Source organism: Cytophaga aurantiaca DSM 3654 (genome assembly GCF_000379725.1).
Classification (GTDB): Bacteria; Bacteroidota; Bacteroidia; order Cytophagales; family Cytophagaceae; genus Cytophaga; species Cytophaga aurantiaca.
Window position 1 is genome coordinate 36,124 of record NZ_KB903629.1, and the last position, 16,885, is coordinate 53,008.

Genomic DNA, 16,885 nt, shown 5'->3' on the forward strand with positions numbered 1-16,885 from the left:
AAGGAGAGCGTGATTCGTGGTCAGTTGCATTTATTAGTTAACATACTCTTTAATTAAACGACATTGGCACAAGAATATTCATATTTCAATTCCCGATTAGTATCTTTAAGATAATGATCGGGAATTTTTATTTCTGACACTTCGTTTTTAATTTTCTTTTTTAAATAGAATGAACGCACTCGATTATTTTAAAAAATATTTTACGCTGGCCTGCAAAATTGTTTTTGCACTGTCTCTTACAGCAGTAGCCATATGGAGCATTGTATTTTACAGAGGCAAACAACGGATCAATAAAGAGACGATTGCATTCGGAGAAACCATCACAAAAAATTCCGTTCATAAAATAGATTCGATTCTATTGAATATCCGCACGGCTGCCAATACACTAGCCGACAGCTTGAGTCACCGCAAGTATACAAAAGCAGAACTTGAAAAAGCGCTGAGTGACTTAGGGAACAGTCAGGCATATATTTTAGGTGTTACCGCTGCATATCTTCCCTATGAATTTTCACCGGATCAAAAATTATACGCTCCTTTTTACACCAGAAAAGAAGATAAGATCATTCAGACAAGCGACTTATACGATTATACAGACCGAACAGTATGGAACTACAGTGCCTGGGTTTATAACCCGATCGAAAACAACATCTTCTGGGCCGAGCCCGGATTCGGGCCTGCAGCGCAGTCTGTCGTAACAGAATACGGTGTTCCCTTTTACGATCCCAAAGATCCGAAAAAGAAAATCGGTGTGGTTGATATCACGTTCTCTCTACATGGTTTCAATAAAATGCTGAATACATTAAAATTAGGTAAAACAGGTTATGCAATACTTGTCTCAGACAAAGGACATGTACTCTCCCATCCGCGCGAAGATTATCTGTTGGCATTAAAATCCATGGATGTGGTTGCAAAAGAAACAGACGATGAAAATTATCGGGCAGCCGTTAAAAAATTATTAAACAAGGAAACAGGCTACGTGGAATACCTGAATCCACTGTTGAACAGGAAGTCGATCGTTTTTTATCAAACCATACCAACTACACAATGGTCGATCGCAATCAATATTATTAAAGATGAAATTGAACCGGACTTTGATTATACCTACAAGCAGGAAATTATTTTATCCTTATTCATTCTGCTTGCCATACTAAGCGGCAGTGTTGTATTCTTTAAACTCTTTCAAACAGACCGTCTGTGGGTTATCGCTGCTGAAATTTCTTTTCTCTTTATTCTTGAAATTGGTTTTATCTGGCATCTGCATCAGCAGCGACCAATGTTTGATTACGCTTCAGACGAAACAGTTATTTCCGATGTCAACTCGATCAACACCTTTGTAAATCAATCGAACGGAGAAACAGAAACGTTACATGAAGAGCCACCGATCTACATACCCACAGGTTTGTTCATCCGCAACATTGAATTCAAAGACGGCAGATTGATTGGACTGAATGGATCGCTTTGGCAAAAGCTTGATACGGTTTTACATAAAGGAATTGAACCCGGCGTAACATTTCCGGATCTTTCAACCGATGCAGAAGCCTACACCATGGACGTTGCCTATGACCGCATTGAAGATGGGCACCGCATTATTGGATGGAATTTCAGATTGAATATTTTAAATAAGGTAGATTATAAATTGTACCCCTTCGATCGAAAAGATCTGAAAATAAATTTACGTCACAGCACCGTTGGAAAAAACATCTTCCTCATTCCGGATGCAGACGCCTATGAATCGCTGATCCCATCTACCAATCCCGGCATCAATAAAGGCATTCCGATCGTAGGCTGGGATTTCCTTGGAAGTTATTTCAGCTACGAATACAAAAGTTTAAATACGAATTTTGGATTGCAGCATTTTCAACGCCAACGAAATATACCTGAGTTGAGCTTCAATGTTGTACTCAGCAGAAAAATCATCGGTGCATTGATCGCACACATTCTTCCGCTGTTCATTATTCAATTGATGCTGTTCGGTGTAATTATTATCTTCTCAAAAACAGATACTACCATATCGGGTTACAATACCTTTGGTGTGATCAACAGTTGTGCTGCCTTCTTCTTCGTTATCGTAATCTCGCATATCGATCTGCGTAACACCTTGGAAATTGAAATGGTGACTTATCTGGAGTATCTCTATTTCATTGTATACATCTATGTACTCATGGTGACGGTTAACGCGCTCTTCTTCTCTTCGACCAAGGATTATTTATTTGTAGATTATAAAAATAACTACCTGCCGAAGGTATTGTTCTGGCCGGTATTTATGTTTGCGTGTATCGTGGTGACGATTATATTATTCTATTAGTGATCAGTGGTCAGTTTGTATTTCGAAAAATACTTCCAGTAGTTAAATCGAGACCAAGTCTCTCTTTTATTGTAAGCTCCTTAGAGCGCTGCGCTAACTCTAAGGAGAGTGTGGTGCAGTGGGCAGTATAAAAATCCGTTACTCCTTGGGGCGATGCCCCAAGTTATAGTATGAAAGCCTTTCAGGCTTATCGTTTCACATTGAATGCACAGGCTGTAAAATATTAAGCCCACGGATAAATCCGTGGGCTATGCAAATTCTTCAACTATTTATACTCGTGCCAGGCTTTAACGAAGTGTGTCTGTTGTGTATTCTCAAGATGCTTTTATGAAGCATCAATTTTGAAATTGTTCTTTTAATAAAGCAACGATGTGATTTGCTTCTGCATCATCAACTCCAAGTGCGAAGGAGAATGTTTTTAATCCATAATCAAATTTTATTTTACCCGGCCCAAGTCCCCAGAATGCCCAACGGTTACTACCAAACCAGCTATCATTATTCAATTCTGTTCTTATATTCTTTACGGCAGTTGCTTGTAGTCGCCTTTTTCGGCCAATACCAAAAATCGACTCTTCAAATAAAACTTCTCCTTTTCTCAGATTGAATTTTTCTTTACCAAAATATCCCCAAGACAATACTGAAATAATACCCACCCCACCAATTGTCCAACCAATTAACCAAAATGTCATAAAGCCATTCATTTCACCTTGTTCAAATCCATACATAACAGTAGGATATGCACTTGTGAATCCAGCATACCACCCACCGAGCCAGGCAGTACCAAATATAAGTGCGAACCAATTTTTCTTTGAAGGAATAGAAATTCTGATTCCGTCAATTGTTTTTTCAATTTTCGCAGTTCCGTTATCTATCATATTTTAATCGTATTGATTTAGGTTTGATGATCAAAATTTCATTCTGCATCAGCATTATTCTACTGGCCATTGACCACTATTACTCGAACTCCAAAAAGAACGCCGACAAATGATCGATAATATCCGATGCGATCATGCCTGGTTTGGAGTGGATACGAGCTGCGGCGTCACCTGCATAACCGTGTGCAAATACGCCGATCTTTGCTGCTTCTTCCGGTGTGTAGCCCTGCGCTAACAAAGATGTGATGATACCTGTCAACACATCTCCGCTTCCGGCAGTTGCCATGCCTGAGTTACCGGTAGAGTTAAAGTGTACCGCGCCGGTTGGCATCACTACTGCGGTGTATGCACCTTTCAGCACAATAATCACTTGCATCTTTTTAGCAAGTTCAATGGCTTTGTGCAAACGCTCCCAGCTGTTCTGAAGTTTGATACCTGCCAAACGTTCCAGTTCTTTCGGATGCGGTGTTAAAATACTATTCGGCGGAATGTGTGTAGTCCAATGCGGATGTATTGCTAATATATTTAATGCGCTTGCATCAATTACCAAAGGATGTATAGAAGAGACAAGTAGTTCTTCCAGCACATCTGCGGTGTATGGATGTTCGCCTAATCCCACGCCAATGCCTACCGCACTGAATTCTTCTGTCTCCGGCAATTCCGTAACAACTTCCGTATTCGGATCTATGCTTAAGATTGCTTCGGGTATCAATGTCTGAACGATATCTACTCCGCTGCTTGGAATGTGTACGCAAAGCAAGCCGGCACCCGAACGCAGAATTGCTCTTGCAGCAAGTGTAGCAGCGCCCATCATGCCTTTGCTTCCTGCGATCAGCAATACTTTTCCAAATGTACCTTTGTGTGAAAACACCGGACGTTTGCGGATCATCGAATGCACAACAGCGGCATCCGTATAATAATATTCGCTGAGCAGATCTGCAGTTCCTTCAAGCTTCATGCTAATATCCACAACATGCCATGAACCCGTATAGGCTTCATGATCTGCCAGAAACAACATGAGCTTAGGCGCCTGAAAAGTTATGGTATGATCGGCAGTGATGATTGAACTGTGCTTTGCAGGATAATCGCTGTATAAACCGGATGGAACATCTACTGCATACACCACCGCATCACTTGCATTGATGCGATCAATAACTGTTGCATAGATTCCGGTAACTTCTCTATTCAATCCGGAACCCAGTAATGCATCAACGATCAGTACATGTTTGGGAATATTTGGAATGTCTTCTGCCTGCACGATGGACGCTACTGCTCCGAGCTGAGTCAATCGATCAAGATTTGCAGCACAATCGGGAGTTGGTGCTCCTGTTTTAAGAATGAATGATTTTACTTTGTAACCGCGATTGATCAGCAAACGTGCAATTGCTAAACCGTCTCCTCCATTATTGCCTCTTCCGCAAAACACCCACACTTCTTTTTGAAACGAGGTATGTTTTGTAAACCAAGCCACAAAAGCATTTGCGGCACGTTCCATTAATTCCAGTGAGGTAATACCTTCAACTTCCTGAGTATACAGGTCCAATTCGTGAATCTGAGCAGCGGTAAGAATTTTCATAACACTTGATATTATTTAGTTAAGACAATGCAAATTTTATGAATGGGTAAAATTTAGTTTTAAGTAATAGGTAATAAGTTTTAAGATTCTTTGTTTACAATTCGTCGGACCACAAAAAAGTGGTCTGACGAATGATGTTTATCATATCATCCGTCACATGAATGTGACGGCAATCAAAGCCGAGCAGTGCGAATATTGAGTACTACTCGGCTTTCATTGCCGTTGGCTTTAGCCAACGGTTAAATAATTCCACTAGAACATGTGAATTCAGAATTCATAATTCCTTTATCAAAACGTCATCGCAAAATAAACCCCTGCTGCACGGTTTGAGTACGTAGGCATTACAACCACATTTTTATTCCATTTGTATTGATGTGTCCAGTATGCAATGTGCGCGCTCAGCATACCAATGCCTGCGCCTACAAATACATCACTTGTGTAATGTCTGTTATTCATTACACGCAATACACCAACAGAGGTAGCAACGGTGTATGCTGCAATCGGATACCATACACTTCTGTGTCCGTATTCGCGCTGGATCATTACAGCCCCGAGGAAAGCCTGTGCGGTATGTCCCGATGGAAACGATTTGTCATTTGAACCATCCGGGCGCATAACATGTGTTCCATTTTTAAGTAAGGTTGTAGAAGCAAACATTATCACCTCAGCCTTTATTAAAATCGCTGTTCTGTTTTTTATATCTGTTTTAGCTTTTACACCAACCCAATCTAACCCGTAGATAAACGGTACGGAAGCAAACCGTAAATAATCGTCGGCACTTGTATGAAAATTGGGATAGTTGGAAACAACTTTATCTTTCACACTCAGATCGTTGAAACCTGTTTTATTCAATTTCATGTACATCCCAAATCCAATGAGTGCAACAGGCGCAATGGATTGTTTGAAATACTTCGAAACGGGCTGTCCTTTATATACTGTATCAACCTGTGCGGTAGCTTTTAATGCAATACACGTACAGATCAAAACCAATGGTATTATTCTTTTAATCATAGATGCTTTCAACAGTTGATACTACTATTTTTTTTCTTAATTCCCTATTAATTGACAAAATTCAAACAAACTAAAATACAATTTACTTCAGCTCTCTATTTCACATCATGACTCATAAATATATGAATGTAAGGACACTATAAACCTCTGTATAATTTGTAGATAACCCTTTTCCTATTTAATACTTAAATTGTCCTATTATACATATTTTTAATGTACAGAATACTGAATACGCACTTATGCAGATTGAATTAGCAAACTTTGAAAAAATATACACCCATTTTGTAGGTAACAAATCGGATGAAGAAGGAATCAATATTTCTAAGACGCCTCTGCAATTAAACGACGAATCGTTAAAAGAATTGCTGTTGAATTATTTCACCAATCCGTTTAAAAATAAAGAGTACAATCGTTTTCATCACGATGCGGATTTGAATTTAAATGAACTGTATACGTATTGTTCTGCTATTTTTTCAGACCCCGATTCGCTTTACATTCAAAGCATCAACATCGCCAAACATTTGTACGAACAGTCTAAACATCCTATGATCAAAGGCGGTGAGTTGTATGTCGTACACTTTGATGATTGCGTGATCGATGGGGAGAGCACGGATGCGATTGGTTTATTTAAATCAGAAACAAAAGAAACCTTCTTGAAAATATTTCCTCAGGGCGACGGCTACGAAGCGATCTCAGATAAAGGGATCGATATCCGTAAACTCGACAAAGGTTGTTTCATCATAAACAGTGAAAAAGAAAACGGTTACAAAGTTTGTGTGGTAGATCAAACAAACAAATCAAGCGATGCACAATACTGGAAAGATGATTTTTTAAAGATTGTCAGTCGCGACGATAGTTTCCATTATACACAAAACTACATGAGCATGTGTAAGAGTTTTGTGACGGATAAAATGCCGGAAGATTTTGAAGTATCGAAAACAGATCAGATAGATCTGCTAAACCGTTCTGCAAATTATTTTAAAAAGAATGAAACGTTCGACATGCAAACGTTCACCGACGATGTGATCCAGGATAAAGGTCTGATCGATTCTTTTAAAAGCTACAAAACAAAATTTCAGGAGGAAAGTGATCTGGCGATCGTAGATGAATTTGATATTTCTACTCCCGCTGTAAAAAAATATTCCAAGGTCTTTAAAAGTGTCTTAAAACTGGATCGTAATTTTCACATCTATATCCATGGCGACAAAGATCTGATAGAGAAAGGAAGAGACGATGCAAGTGGAATGAATTTTTATAAGATCTATTATAAGGAAGAAAGCTAGGGGCTAAATTCCCGTTTCTATCCGTAGAGTTAGCGCAGCTCTCTAGGGATAGAGGCGATTTGCATAATTACTTTTTCTCCATCAACTCTGCATTCATTACCTTCATTGCAAAGTATGGATTCGGGCTATCTTTCTTTTTAATAAAAATTACAAAGGGTTTATCAAAAATCATCTGTTTAGGAATTGGCTTTTCTACAGGAGTAGGTAAAACACATGTAGTATCACATGTTATGGTTGCCTCACTCTCTATGATAGCGCCATATTCATCAAATATAAAGGCCGTTTGCTGATATGTTTTTACAATTGCATGCGGCGTTGAACCCGATGTAAACGATTGCCCTTCTAATGAAGGATAGTTTGTTCCAATATTAAATTTTATTGCAGGAATAATTAAATGATCTCCGTTTTGAAATCCATATCTCCATAATTTTTCTTTTATATTTTTTTCTTTATCACCTTTTTTGATCCAGTTATTTGTACTAACTACTAAATCTGAAAATGTTCCTGAGATATTAATGCCTTTAGCCAAAATTATTTCACTACTTGTATCTGCAGGAAATAATTTTATAGCAAAATGATCATCATCCAGATAATATAGAATTTGAAAATAATCATGTAATTCATTATCCGGATAATTCAAGCCAAAAGATCTTACCTTACTTCTATTAAAATCTAAAGGCTCATCTTGAGTATGAAATGGAAGCACAAAAGGAAGTGCTTTTTTGAAATAGGCTGATACTTCAATTCCATCTATAAAACTCACTGTTGTTTCATATTCATCTTTATTTAATACGTTCTGAAATGTGTTGGATCGATTGATTAATTTAAAATCAAGCGAATTTTCAGGAGATATTTCAATAGGTGTTTTATAATAATTTTTGATCTCCTGCCATGCAAATAACATCGTAGGCGAATAAATACTATTCAATGAGTCTGAAAGTTTGTTTTCAAGCGTAAGAATAAATTCTGTAGACTTTACTTTCTTTAAAGGAATCTCCTTAGGAAATTCCTGACTAATCGGATTTTTTTTAGGACCTAAACTATCTATTGCTATTAGTTCTGGCTCTGTATTAGTCTGTTCAATTTTATTTTCACATGCACTAAAAACCGCGATCAAAAGTAACCCAAGTACTGATGTATTTATTTTCATAACACTATTACAATTATATCCTCTTCAAAAATTCTTCAAACAAACCTTGCCCTTCTTCCCAATACTCAAGCTTTGCAGCAGTACCTATATGTTCGCGTTCGCCTACAGAAATAAAATCTGCACCTAATATATCTGCCCATTTTTTTAATTCAGCAGACGAAATATACGGATCGTTTTCACTCGCAATCATAACAGATGTAAAAGGTAATTCAATTCTGGGCATCGGAGAAAATCCAATACATTCTTTTGGAAAATCTGCACGCTCAACATCGGGCATGGCAACTAAAAAAGCTCCAGAAACTCCTTGTAATGCATTTGCTTTTGCTGCATGCACAATAGTCGCACAACCCAGACTATGTCCGATCAACACAACAGGTTTACCTCCCGATTGTGCAATTGTTTCAATCAGTTGATCTACCCATATACTACGCACGGGATGATCCCAATCCTTCTGTTCTACCCGAATAATTTCCGGATACGCTTTTTCCCAATACGTTTGCCAATGACTTTCACCGGAACCGCCAAGGCCGGGCACATTGATGTAATTAAAACGATTATCCAGCATAGTGCAACTACTTTTCCCTTCAGTCAAATTTATACTTTTCATTGAATAGTTCTTATATACTATCCCAAAACATAAATTATAATGCCACATACAGAATGGAACGCATTTGATGTTCAAAATTAAAAAATAAGTCTAAATAGTTAGTATGCTTTCAATCAAGACACTTTGAGAGATTAATTTACCCGATTATTTTTTATTATGTAGTTATTGGCTCTCGTTTTACGATATTGCATACATACATTAAACTAGCTTCTTTATTCATTTTAATTTTATAACAAGTCTTTCATATGAATGAAGAAAGTTTAAGCCTTGCTAATAAAGCACTTGCATTCCAAATAGAAGAAAATCGAAAGCGGGCAACGGAATTAATCATCGCGAATAAAGAATTAATTTTTCAAAACGAAGAAAAAGAAAAACGTGCAGCTGAATTGGTCATCGCCAATAATGAACTTGCCTTTCAAAATACAGAAAAAGAAAAAAGAGCGGCTGAATTAATCATCGCAAATAAAGAACTGATTTTTCAAAATGAAGAGAAAGAAAAACGCGCAGCTGAATTAGTAATCGCCAATAAGGAACTTGCCTTTCAAAATATCGAAAAAGAAAACAGGGCAGCCGAACTTATCATTGCAAATAAAGAACTGGTTTTTCAAAATGGAGAGAAAGAAAAACGCGCAGCTGAATTGATAGCTGCCAATAAAGAATTGGAATCCTTTACATTTATATCCAGTCATGATCTGCAGGAACCCTTACGAAAAATGCGCATTTTTAGTAGCCGTATTTTAGAAAGTGAGTATCAGAATTTATCCGAATCCGGAAGAAATTATTTTGAACGGATGCAAAAATCGGCCCTGCACATGCAAATGCTCATCAATGATTTGCTTGCTTATTCCAGAACAACTATTGCTGAAAGAACTTTTGAACACGAAGATTTAAATAAAATTGTTGAAGAAGTTAAAGCAGTATATAAAGAGGAAATTGAATTAAAATCTGCTGTAATAGAATATAAAAATCTATTAAAAGTTGATGTTATCCCCTTTCAATTCAAACAATTATTGCAGAATCTAATAGCCAATGCACTAAAATTTTCAAAACCAGATGTAGCTCCGCATATTGTAATTTCTTCTACTATTTTCATTCCGAATAAAAAAACGCATGCGAATTTAATCGAAGGGAAAAAATATTCTCACATTTCAGTAAGCGATAATGGTATTGGGTTTGAACCTCATTATAAAAATAGAATCTTTGAAATATTTCAACGATTGAATGATAAACATTTATATAAAGGTACTGGTATAGGACTTACCATTGTAAAAAAAATAGTCGAAAATCACGGGGGTGTTATTACGGCAACCAGTGAATTGAATAAAGGAGCAACATTTGACATTTACATACCTGTTCGAGATACAATAACTACCTAATAGCTAAACTAATAAGCATAGTATATGTTATATTTTTCAATACTATGTTTTTGAGTATTCGTCAGAACTGAGTATCTTCATTCCACTTTACCCCAAAGATTTATTTAAGCCAGATTATCTGATGAAGAAAAAACAAATTGTACAGGAGTCACCTATTACGAATAGTCATGTACACATTTCATACCCTATATCCATTCTTATTGTAGTCGGAATATTTTTATACATTAAATCCTTAGGGTTTGGCTTAACGCAACTCGACGACAGTATTTTCATTAAAGATTTTAATGAGCTGTTTTCGGATATTAAAAATTTAGGCCATTTATTTTTCAGAGGTGTATTCTTTGAAAAAACCGATTCGTATTATCGTCCACTGTTGATGGTATCGTTCATGTTCAATAAACTTGTAACCGGAAATTTATACGGATACCACGTTACCAATTTATTTTTTCATTTAAGTTCCTGTGTATTGTTATACTTCTTCTTCCTTCAACTAAAACTGCGCAGTGATGTCAGTTTTTTGCTGACACTTTTATTTACGGTACATCCCGTATTGTCTCAAGCCGTTGTCTGGATCCCGGGACGAAATGATTCGATGCTTACTACATTTGCGCTGGCAAGTTTTTTATGTTTGCTGAAATACGTTGAAACAAAAAAATGGTACCAGCTGCTGCTTCATTTTGTATTTCTATCCATGGCATTATTTACGAAAGAGTCGGGTATTATATTGCCGGCACTTGCTTTTGGTTATTTATTTCTCCTTACCAAAACTGAACTGAAAACATATCTTTTATTTATCGCCGGCTGGATTGTGATCGGAGTTACGTGGTTGTATATGCGCAGCATTTCAATCGAACCATTGATCAAACCAACTGCTTCAGAATATAGTGAAGGCTTTATCAACAGATTACCATTGCTAATTCATTATTTAGGAAAATCTTTTTTACCATTCAATCTATCTGTATTCCCGATGCAGGCAGACACAACGATCTATCTGGGATTAGCAGCTATAGTACTTCTTGCTGTTGCGCTTTTTTTAAATAAAGAATCTGATAAAAAATTATTGTTGTTTGGTTTTGGATGGTTTGTATTGTTTTTACTTCCAGCTTTTTTTGTTCCGAAGGAAATCAATGAACAGGCCTTTGAACATCGCTTGTATCTTCCGATCATCGGCTTATTCATTGTATTAAGTCAAACAATTCCTTATTCAGAAAAATATATCGTCAATCAAAAAATAACTTTCTGGATCACCATTTTAATTGCAGCCGTTTTTGTTTTGATCAATTACGGACATCAGCAAAAATTTAAAAATGAAATAACGTTTTGGGAAAATGCTGCGATCGACAGCCCATCGTCCAGCTATGCGCACAAATTATTAGGTGTAAAGTATTTCAATAAAAGCAAATTTGAAGAGTCGAGAGTAGAAATTCAGAAAGCTTTAGAGATAGACTCTACAGAGCGTTATGCAAGTTTATATTATGCAAAATATCTGCAGACAAAAAATCCGAAAGATCCCAAAATAGAATATTACTTATTACGGGAAGAACAATACAATCCGGGATTTTTAGACAATCTGTTTGAATTGGCTAAAGTGAATTTTGAAAAAGGAGATAAAGTACTTGCTCAGAAATACCTGGAAGAATGCGTTCGTGTGTCTCCTACTTTCATGATGGCAAAAAACAATCTGCTTATTTTGCTTATGGAAACCGGCCAAAAACAGGCGGCACTTGACAAGATTGCTCAATGGAAAAAAGACAAAACAGGTGTTCCGAAAGAAATGGAACAACAAATAAATAAAATGCCGTAAGAATTTTTGATGTATCCTGATAAATGCCATCATTATGAAGATCTGTATGGATATAATGAAAAACATTCTTGACCCCATCGGGGGCATAAATAATTTCAGAATAATTTATACAGATTGACTTCCATAATTTCATAAAGACTCTTTAAATAATAATAGTATTTATAAAGGTACATCTAAATATTTTTAACCAAGATCTTATAAGGAACGGATCACTTTACATGGATTTCCTGCAGCAAAAACATTTGCCGGAATATCTTTGATAACAATACTGCCTGCGCCAATAGTAGTATTCTCGCCGATTGTAACTCCCTGGCAAACGATCACATTGCCTGCAAGCCATACATTATCTTTAATGGTAATCGGACTGGCAAGTTCCGGTCCTTTTATGCGTTCGGATGCAATGATTGGATGATAGGCTGCATACATACTCACATTCGGACCGATGAAAACATTGTTGCCCAATATAATTTCTGCACAATCCAATATCGTGCAATTGTAATTAATGAAAACATTATTGCCAAGTGTAATATGTTTGCCATAGTCGCAAAAAAATGGCGGCTGTATGTCAATATTTTCTCCCGTTGTACCAAGCAACGATTTTAAGATCAATCCGCGTTCCAATATCTGTTCATTTAAGGTTTGATTGTATTCCATGAACAAGGCTCTTGCTTTATTTCTCATACCGACTAAAACAGGATCATTCGCCATGTATAATTCTCCGGAAAGCATTTTTTGCAGCTCTGTTCTCATGATTTACTTTGTTGATATATTATACACCTTTCAACTATAATATACGAATCGTACAATTGAAAAAACCTTTTTGATTCCTATTTACTAAAAATCCTATATGGCATATAGAATAAATTGTAAAATTTTATTTTAGTGATTGCTTACCACCAATAATTTTATATTATACTCATAATCAATTATTAAAAATAAAAAAAACAGTCCCGATAGCTATCGGGACCATTTACTTAAACTACAAACAAATCTGTTGCATTGCTTTTAGAAACGTTGTCAAAATCTTTTCGGCGGAGTTGAGCAGCACGATTTCTGTCCATCTTTACCACCATGAACGTGTTCACATTGGTCGTCGTCTCCCCTACCTTTTCCGGCAAATCCGGGACCACGATGCCCCATAACATTCGCCAGTTTTTCTTTCAGAATTACTTTTTGCGAATCTGTGCAGATGGTATACATTTTATTAAAATGATCAAAGGTTTCCTTTTGAATGGTCATTTCCAATGAACCTATTTTTTGAATCGTCGCGTCTATTTCAACATCGGTTTTTCCTAAACTTTGCACCATAGATTTTTTAAGCACCTGCATGCTGTCAAAATTCACTTTCAGTTTTTCGAAATGTTCTTTACGCAAAGCCTCAAAATTTTTCTGCTGCTCTTCATTTAAATTTAATTCTCTGGATAAGAAATCTTCTCCTTGTCCATGATGCCCGCGACCATGTTTGCCTTCCGGATATCCTTTGTCGTGGCCGTGTCCGCCCCGATGACACATTTCTCCTCTATGACATTCCATGTGTTTATCTCTTCCACACATAGAACACCAGATAGCGCCGATGGTTGCAATATTGATCAATACCAATATAAGCACAGCCCACGCCCATTTATTTTTTAATAGCTCTTTCATAAAATTATTTGTTTAAGGTATAATAAGATGCTGTTTCAACAAAACCATATGCTTCTGCAAATTCAGTTTCTGAAGATATTTGTATTGTTGTATGTGAGTTCGCACTTACATCGTTTGATGTTGATTGGTTCAGCACATTCAAGGAAAGAATGTTGATGCATGTAAACGCCACCAAACATGCTGCAGCTGCGTATGCAAAAACAGTATAATCCTTTTTCTTTATAGGCTGCTGATTAAACCATTTATCCAGTACACGTCCCTCAAAGCCTTCAGGCAAAGGCTCACGACGTTTATACTCAACACTGTTCAATAAATTATCTAATGGATCCATAAGACAAAGTTGTTAAATATTCTCTTAATTGTTTTTTTGCTCTGCTCATTAAAGAGTCTACCGCCGAAGCGCTAATCTCCAACGTGGTGGCAATTTCTTTATAACTCATATCTTCAAATTGATACAATACAAATACTGTTTTTTGTCGTTCAGGCAATTTATCAATTGCGGAAAAAAGAATTTCTGCTTCTTCCTGTTGTTCCAATTGAATGCCCGGATGATTAACTTCAATTGCAACAATTTTCTCTTCCCCTTCTTCATTAAAGAAATTAGAAAAAACAGACAAACTTGCTTTTCGTTTTTTTGCACGAAGTGCATCCAGCGATTTATTAACGGTAATTCTATAGATCCAGGTTTTTAAACTGCACGAACCATCAAAGGATTCAATGCTCTGGAAGATCTTCATAAATACATCCTGTGCAACTTCTTCTGCTTCTTCTTTATTCTGAAGAATATTCAATGCAATGTTATATATGCGCGAAGCAAATACGCCAACGAATTCAGCATACGATTTTCGATCGCTGCTTTTTAATCCCGCAATATATTCTGCATCTATTTTCAATTTCCTGATCTCTATTTATGAGTTGTCTTTTTTACATATAATATAAAAGAACGGATGATTTTCATTAATCTCCAGTACCTCACAAAGTCCCATTTGACCAAATTCTTTCAGTATAGACTCATGATCGTAGAAATACATTTTTGCGCCTTCAAATAATTCATAACGATCTTCTTCAATAAATTTGCCCTTCCCATAGGTAGGAGCAGTTTTTGATATTGCAGTGAAAATCATATATCCATTCTTCTTTAACTGATTATAACAATCATGTATCAGTTTTTCTCTTTCGTTACTATCTAACAAATGAATCAACGCGTAACAAAAGATTCCATCATATTTGTACGGATCAAACGGCATCTCTGTAACAGAACCATGATATATAGGAATCTTTGCGCCATACTGTCTTTCAGCCATACCTATAGCAGTCTTTGAAATTTCAATTCCTGTTACAGCTATTCCATTATCTATAAATACTTTTGCATTCCTTCCATAACCAATTCCGGGAATAAGAATGTTTTTTACAGAATGTCTGACAAAAAAATCCATCGCAAGTATTGCGCAATTAGCAGGTTGAAAACCCCACATCTCCTTCTTCTCAATAAAATTCGCTTCCCAAAACTCTGTTGATACCATTATCTTATTTTTTGAATCCTTTAATTTGGTTCTAAATCTGGTTTATATCTATTAGACGTATAGAAATTCAAAAACCTTCGCTGAAAATTACCTTTTTTCGAAAATAATTTAAAAGTTAAATATACCCTGATAGATCCTATTTGTTTTTACTCTCACCAATCCACTCCTCAACTCGCTGTTGTGGTTGGGTTAAATAATATAAACCCCATTTACGAAAAAAGGTCGTCACGCTAAATAACGTAACGACCTTCCTATTTTATAAACTGAAGTTACTTATCAATTCCATCCGCCGCCAAGTGCCCGGTATATATTTACTACCGCAGTAAATTGTTTTTTCTTGATCTCGATCAACTGAAGTTTTGATTGAAGCGTTGCCGAACGTGTAACAATTACTTCCAGATAAGTTGCACGGCCTGTCAGGAACAATTCAGATGCTGTTTCAATTGAGGTAGTCAGTACTTTTACTTCCTGATCTTTTAAATCATAGATCTGACTTAAATTATTAATGTACACCATCTGATTGTAGACTTCAACATAGCCATTCAGAATATGTTTTTGATATTGATACATCGCCTCTACCTGTTCTGCTTTAGCCGTTCTGAATTGTGCTTTGATCGCGCTCTGATTGATCAATGGTGTAACCAATCCACCAAATGCGTTGTATGCAAGTGATGTCGGAGAAAAAATATAATTCGAATTAAATGAATTTAACCCAAGTGTTGCGGTAATACTGAACGCCGGATAGAAGGCTGCCTTAGCCGAAAGTACATTGGCTTTACTTGCTTTCAACTCCAGTTCTGCTTTTTTAATATCCGGTCTGTTGCTTAACAATTGAGAAGGTATACCCACCTGAACCTGTGTAGGCAAATCATTTGTGAAGCTTGTTGTATCAATTGCTATGGGCTGCGGATATCTCCCTAATAAATAATTCAAATGATTTTCAGACTGAACAATTTTTTGACTCAATTCCAATCTCAATATTTTAGACTGTAACAATTGTGCCTGAAATTGATTTACTGCCAATTCATTTGCCCGGCCTGCTTGCTTTTGTACAATAACAAGTTCAAGCTGATCCTGCTGCAGCTCGATCGTTTCATCTATGATCTGTATCTCACTATCCAATGCAAGTAATTCATAATAGGTTGTAGCTACTTCTGTAATCAGATTTGTAACAACCCAATTCTTACCTTCAACACTTGCCAGGTAATGCGCTGTTGCCGCTTTGCGTTTGTTTCTGAGTTTTCCCCAAACATCTACTTCCCATGAACTTTGTAATCCTAAATAATATTCAGGAACAACACCATCTGGTACTTTTTGATCGGAAGTAATATTCTGCGATAAGTTGGTATCAAAATTACCAACGCCGGTCATGGTATGGTCTCCGAACTTTTCACCACCAACTGTAACTGCAGCATTCACCTTTGGTGCGGATAAACCTTTTGCATATTTAACCTGCGCACGCGAAGCATTTATTTTTTGGTACGCGATCAATACATCTAAATTATTAACCAAGGCTGTATCAATCAAGCTTACCAATACCGGATCGGTAAAATATTGCTTCCAGTTTATTTTAGCAATATTCGTTGAGTCGGTATTATTAATATATGTTTTAGGTAAGGCCTTTAAAGATACTTCCGGGCTTGACTTTGGTGCTGCACAATGCACAAACAGTAATGCAGCCAGTCCCCAATAAATGCTTTTATATTTTTTAAAATACTGTATCATCTGCTT

At 36.6% G+C, this 16,885-nt stretch carries 15 protein-coding genes; 4 read left to right on the plus strand and 11 right to left on the minus strand.

Features of this window, described 5'->3' with window-relative positions; all coding sequences use genetic code 11:
• Positions 1-169: 169 nt before the first annotated feature.
• A complete protein-coding gene (locus tag A3EE_RS0106825) occupies positions 170-2,305 on the plus strand; it encodes a PDC sensor domain-containing protein (RefSeq protein WP_018342698.1) in 2,136 nt (711 codons plus the stop codon).
• A gap of 335 nt (positions 2,306-2,640) precedes the next feature.
• Here the strand turns inward: A3EE_RS0106825 and A3EE_RS0106830 are convergent, their stop codons facing one another.
• The 3 genes from A3EE_RS0106830 to A3EE_RS0106840 all read right to left on the minus strand — a co-directional run bounded on the left by A3EE_RS0106830 (position 2,641) and on the right by A3EE_RS0106840 (position 5,767).
• A complete protein-coding gene (locus A3EE_RS0106830) occupies positions 2,641-3,180 on the minus strand; it encodes a hypothetical protein (protein WP_018342699.1) in 540 nt (179 codons plus the stop codon).
• 79 nt (positions 3,181-3,259) lie between these two features.
• On the minus strand, positions 3,260-4,756 hold the full coding sequence (locus A3EE_RS0106835) for a bifunctional ADP-dependent NAD(P)H-hydrate dehydratase/NAD(P)H-hydrate epimerase (RefSeq protein WP_018342700.1): 1,497 nt from the start codon (positions 4,754-4,756) through the stop codon (positions 3,260-3,262).
• A 288-nt stretch (positions 4,757-5,044) separates the two neighbouring features.
• Positions 5,045-5,767, minus strand: coding sequence for a phosphatase PAP2 family protein (locus A3EE_RS0106840; RefSeq protein ID WP_018342701.1), 723 nt, complete (start codon positions 5,765-5,767; stop codon positions 5,045-5,047).
• A 239-nt stretch (positions 5,768-6,006) separates the two neighbouring features.
• Between A3EE_RS0106840 and A3EE_RS0106845 the strand changes: the two genes are divergently transcribed.
• Positions 6,007-7,050 (plus strand): nucleoid-associated protein, encoded by a 1,044-nt coding sequence (locus A3EE_RS0106845; RefSeq protein ID WP_018342702.1) that lies wholly within the window; start codon positions 6,007-6,009, stop codon positions 7,048-7,050.
• Between the two features lie 67 nt (positions 7,051-7,117).
• On the opposite strand, the gene A3EE_RS0106850 is transcribed toward A3EE_RS0106845, so the two are convergent.
• Both A3EE_RS0106850 and A3EE_RS0106855 read right to left on the minus strand, forming a co-directional pair.
• Entirely contained in the window at positions 7,118-8,200 is a 1,083-nt protein-coding gene (locus A3EE_RS0106850; protein ID WP_018342703.1) for a hypothetical protein, read from the minus strand.
• Positions 8,201-8,213: 13 nt separating this feature from the next.
• Positions 8,214-8,807, minus strand: a complete 594-nt coding sequence (locus A3EE_RS0106855) for an RBBP9/YdeN family alpha/beta hydrolase (RefSeq protein WP_245553813.1) — start codon at positions 8,805-8,807, stop codon at positions 8,214-8,216.
• Between the two features lie 245 nt (positions 8,808-9,052).
• Between A3EE_RS0106855 and A3EE_RS0106860 the strand changes: the two genes are divergently transcribed.
• Together A3EE_RS0106860 and A3EE_RS0106865 are read left to right on the plus strand one after the other, a co-directional pair.
• Positions 9,053-10,183 (plus strand): sensor histidine kinase, encoded by a 1,131-nt coding sequence (locus A3EE_RS0106860; protein WP_018342705.1) that lies wholly within the window; start codon positions 9,053-9,055, stop codon positions 10,181-10,183.
• A 121-nt stretch (positions 10,184-10,304) separates the two neighbouring features.
• The gene (locus tag A3EE_RS0106865; protein ID WP_018342706.1) at positions 10,305-11,987 is read left to right on the plus strand and encodes a hypothetical protein; all 1,683 of its coding nucleotides are present in this window, start codon (positions 10,305-10,307) and stop codon (positions 11,985-11,987) included.
• Between the two features lie 195 nt (positions 11,988-12,182).
• Here the strand turns inward: A3EE_RS0106865 and A3EE_RS0106870 are convergent, their stop codons facing one another.
• The 6 genes from A3EE_RS0106870 to A3EE_RS0106895 form a co-directional block, all read right to left on the minus strand.
• Entirely contained in the window at positions 12,183-12,737 is a 555-nt protein-coding gene (locus A3EE_RS0106870) for a sugar O-acetyltransferase (protein WP_018342707.1), read from the minus strand.
• 267 nt (positions 12,738-13,004) lie between these two features.
• Positions 13,005-13,631, minus strand: a complete 627-nt coding sequence (locus A3EE_RS0106875) for a Spy/CpxP family protein refolding chaperone (RefSeq protein ID WP_018342708.1) — start codon at positions 13,629-13,631, stop codon at positions 13,005-13,007.
• A 4-nt stretch (positions 13,632-13,635) separates the two neighbouring features.
• Positions 13,636-13,962, minus strand: a complete 327-nt coding sequence (locus tag A3EE_RS0106880; protein ID WP_018342709.1) for a hypothetical protein — start codon at positions 13,960-13,962, stop codon at positions 13,636-13,638.
• Entirely contained in the window at positions 13,946-14,524 is a 579-nt protein-coding gene (locus A3EE_RS0106885) for an RNA polymerase sigma factor (protein ID WP_018342710.1), read from the minus strand. Before A3EE_RS0106885 ends, A3EE_RS0106880 begins: the two co-directional genes overlap by 17 nt.
• 15 nt (positions 14,525-14,539) lie before the next feature.
• On the minus strand, positions 14,540-15,154 hold the full coding sequence (locus A3EE_RS0106890) for a class I SAM-dependent methyltransferase (RefSeq protein ID WP_018342711.1): 615 nt from the start codon (positions 15,152-15,154) through the stop codon (positions 14,540-14,542).
• 276 nt (positions 15,155-15,430) lie between these two features.
• Positions 15,431-16,879 carry a TolC family protein gene (locus A3EE_RS0106895; protein ID WP_018342712.1) on the minus strand — a complete coding sequence of 483 codons (1,449 nt, stop codon included), beginning with the start codon at positions 16,877-16,879 and terminating at the stop codon, positions 15,431-15,433.
• Between the last annotated feature and the right edge of the window lie 6 nt (positions 16,880-16,885).

Excerpts from the sequence above, each read along its gene's own strand:
- A3EE_RS0106825 (WP_018342698.1), top strand. The coding sequence starts at position 170 with ATGAACGCACTCGATTATTTTAAAAAATATTTTACGCTGGCCTGCAAA.
- A3EE_RS0106895 (WP_018342712.1), bottom strand. The coding sequence starts at position 16,879 with ATGATACAGTATTTTAAAAAATATAAAAGCATTTATTGGGGACTGGCT.
- A3EE_RS0106840 (WP_018342701.1), bottom strand. The coding sequence starts at position 5,767 with ATGATTAAAAGAATAATACCATTGGTTTTGATCTGTACGTGTATTGCA.
- A3EE_RS0106875 (WP_018342708.1), bottom strand. The coding sequence starts at position 13,631 with ATGAAAGAGCTATTAAAAAATAAATGGGCGTGGGCTGTGCTTATATTG.
- A3EE_RS0106830 (WP_018342699.1), bottom strand. The coding sequence starts at position 3,180 with ATGATAGATAACGGAACTGCGAAAATTGAAAAAACAATTGACGGAATC.
- A3EE_RS0106890 (WP_018342711.1), bottom strand. The coding sequence starts at position 15,154 with ATGGTATCAACAGAGTTTTGGGAAGCGAATTTTATTGAGAAGAAGGAG.
- A3EE_RS0106850 (WP_018342703.1), bottom strand. The coding sequence starts at position 8,200 with ATGAAAATAAATACATCAGTACTTGGGTTACTTTTGATCGCGGTTTTT.
- A3EE_RS0106865 (WP_018342706.1), top strand. The coding sequence starts at position 10,305 with ATGAAGAAAAAACAAATTGTACAGGAGTCACCTATTACGAATAGTCAT.
- A3EE_RS0106860 (WP_018342705.1), top strand. The coding sequence starts at position 9,053 with ATGAATGAAGAAAGTTTAAGCCTTGCTAATAAAGCACTTGCATTCCAA.
- A3EE_RS0106870 (WP_018342707.1), bottom strand. The coding sequence starts at position 12,737 with ATGAGAACAGAGCTGCAAAAAATGCTTTCCGGAGAATTATACATGGCG.
- A3EE_RS0106835 (WP_018342700.1), bottom strand. The coding sequence starts at position 4,756 with ATGAAAATTCTTACCGCTGCTCAGATTCACGAATTGGACCTGTATACT.
- A3EE_RS0106880 (WP_018342709.1), bottom strand. The coding sequence starts at position 13,962 with ATGGATCCATTAGATAATTTATTGAACAGTGTTGAGTATAAACGTCGT.
- A3EE_RS0106855 (WP_245553813.1), bottom strand. The coding sequence starts at position 8,807 with ATGAAAAGTATAAATTTGACTGAAGGGAAAAGTAGTTGCACTATGCTG.
- A3EE_RS0106845 (WP_018342702.1), top strand. The coding sequence starts at position 6,007 with ATGCAGATTGAATTAGCAAACTTTGAAAAAATATACACCCATTTTGTA.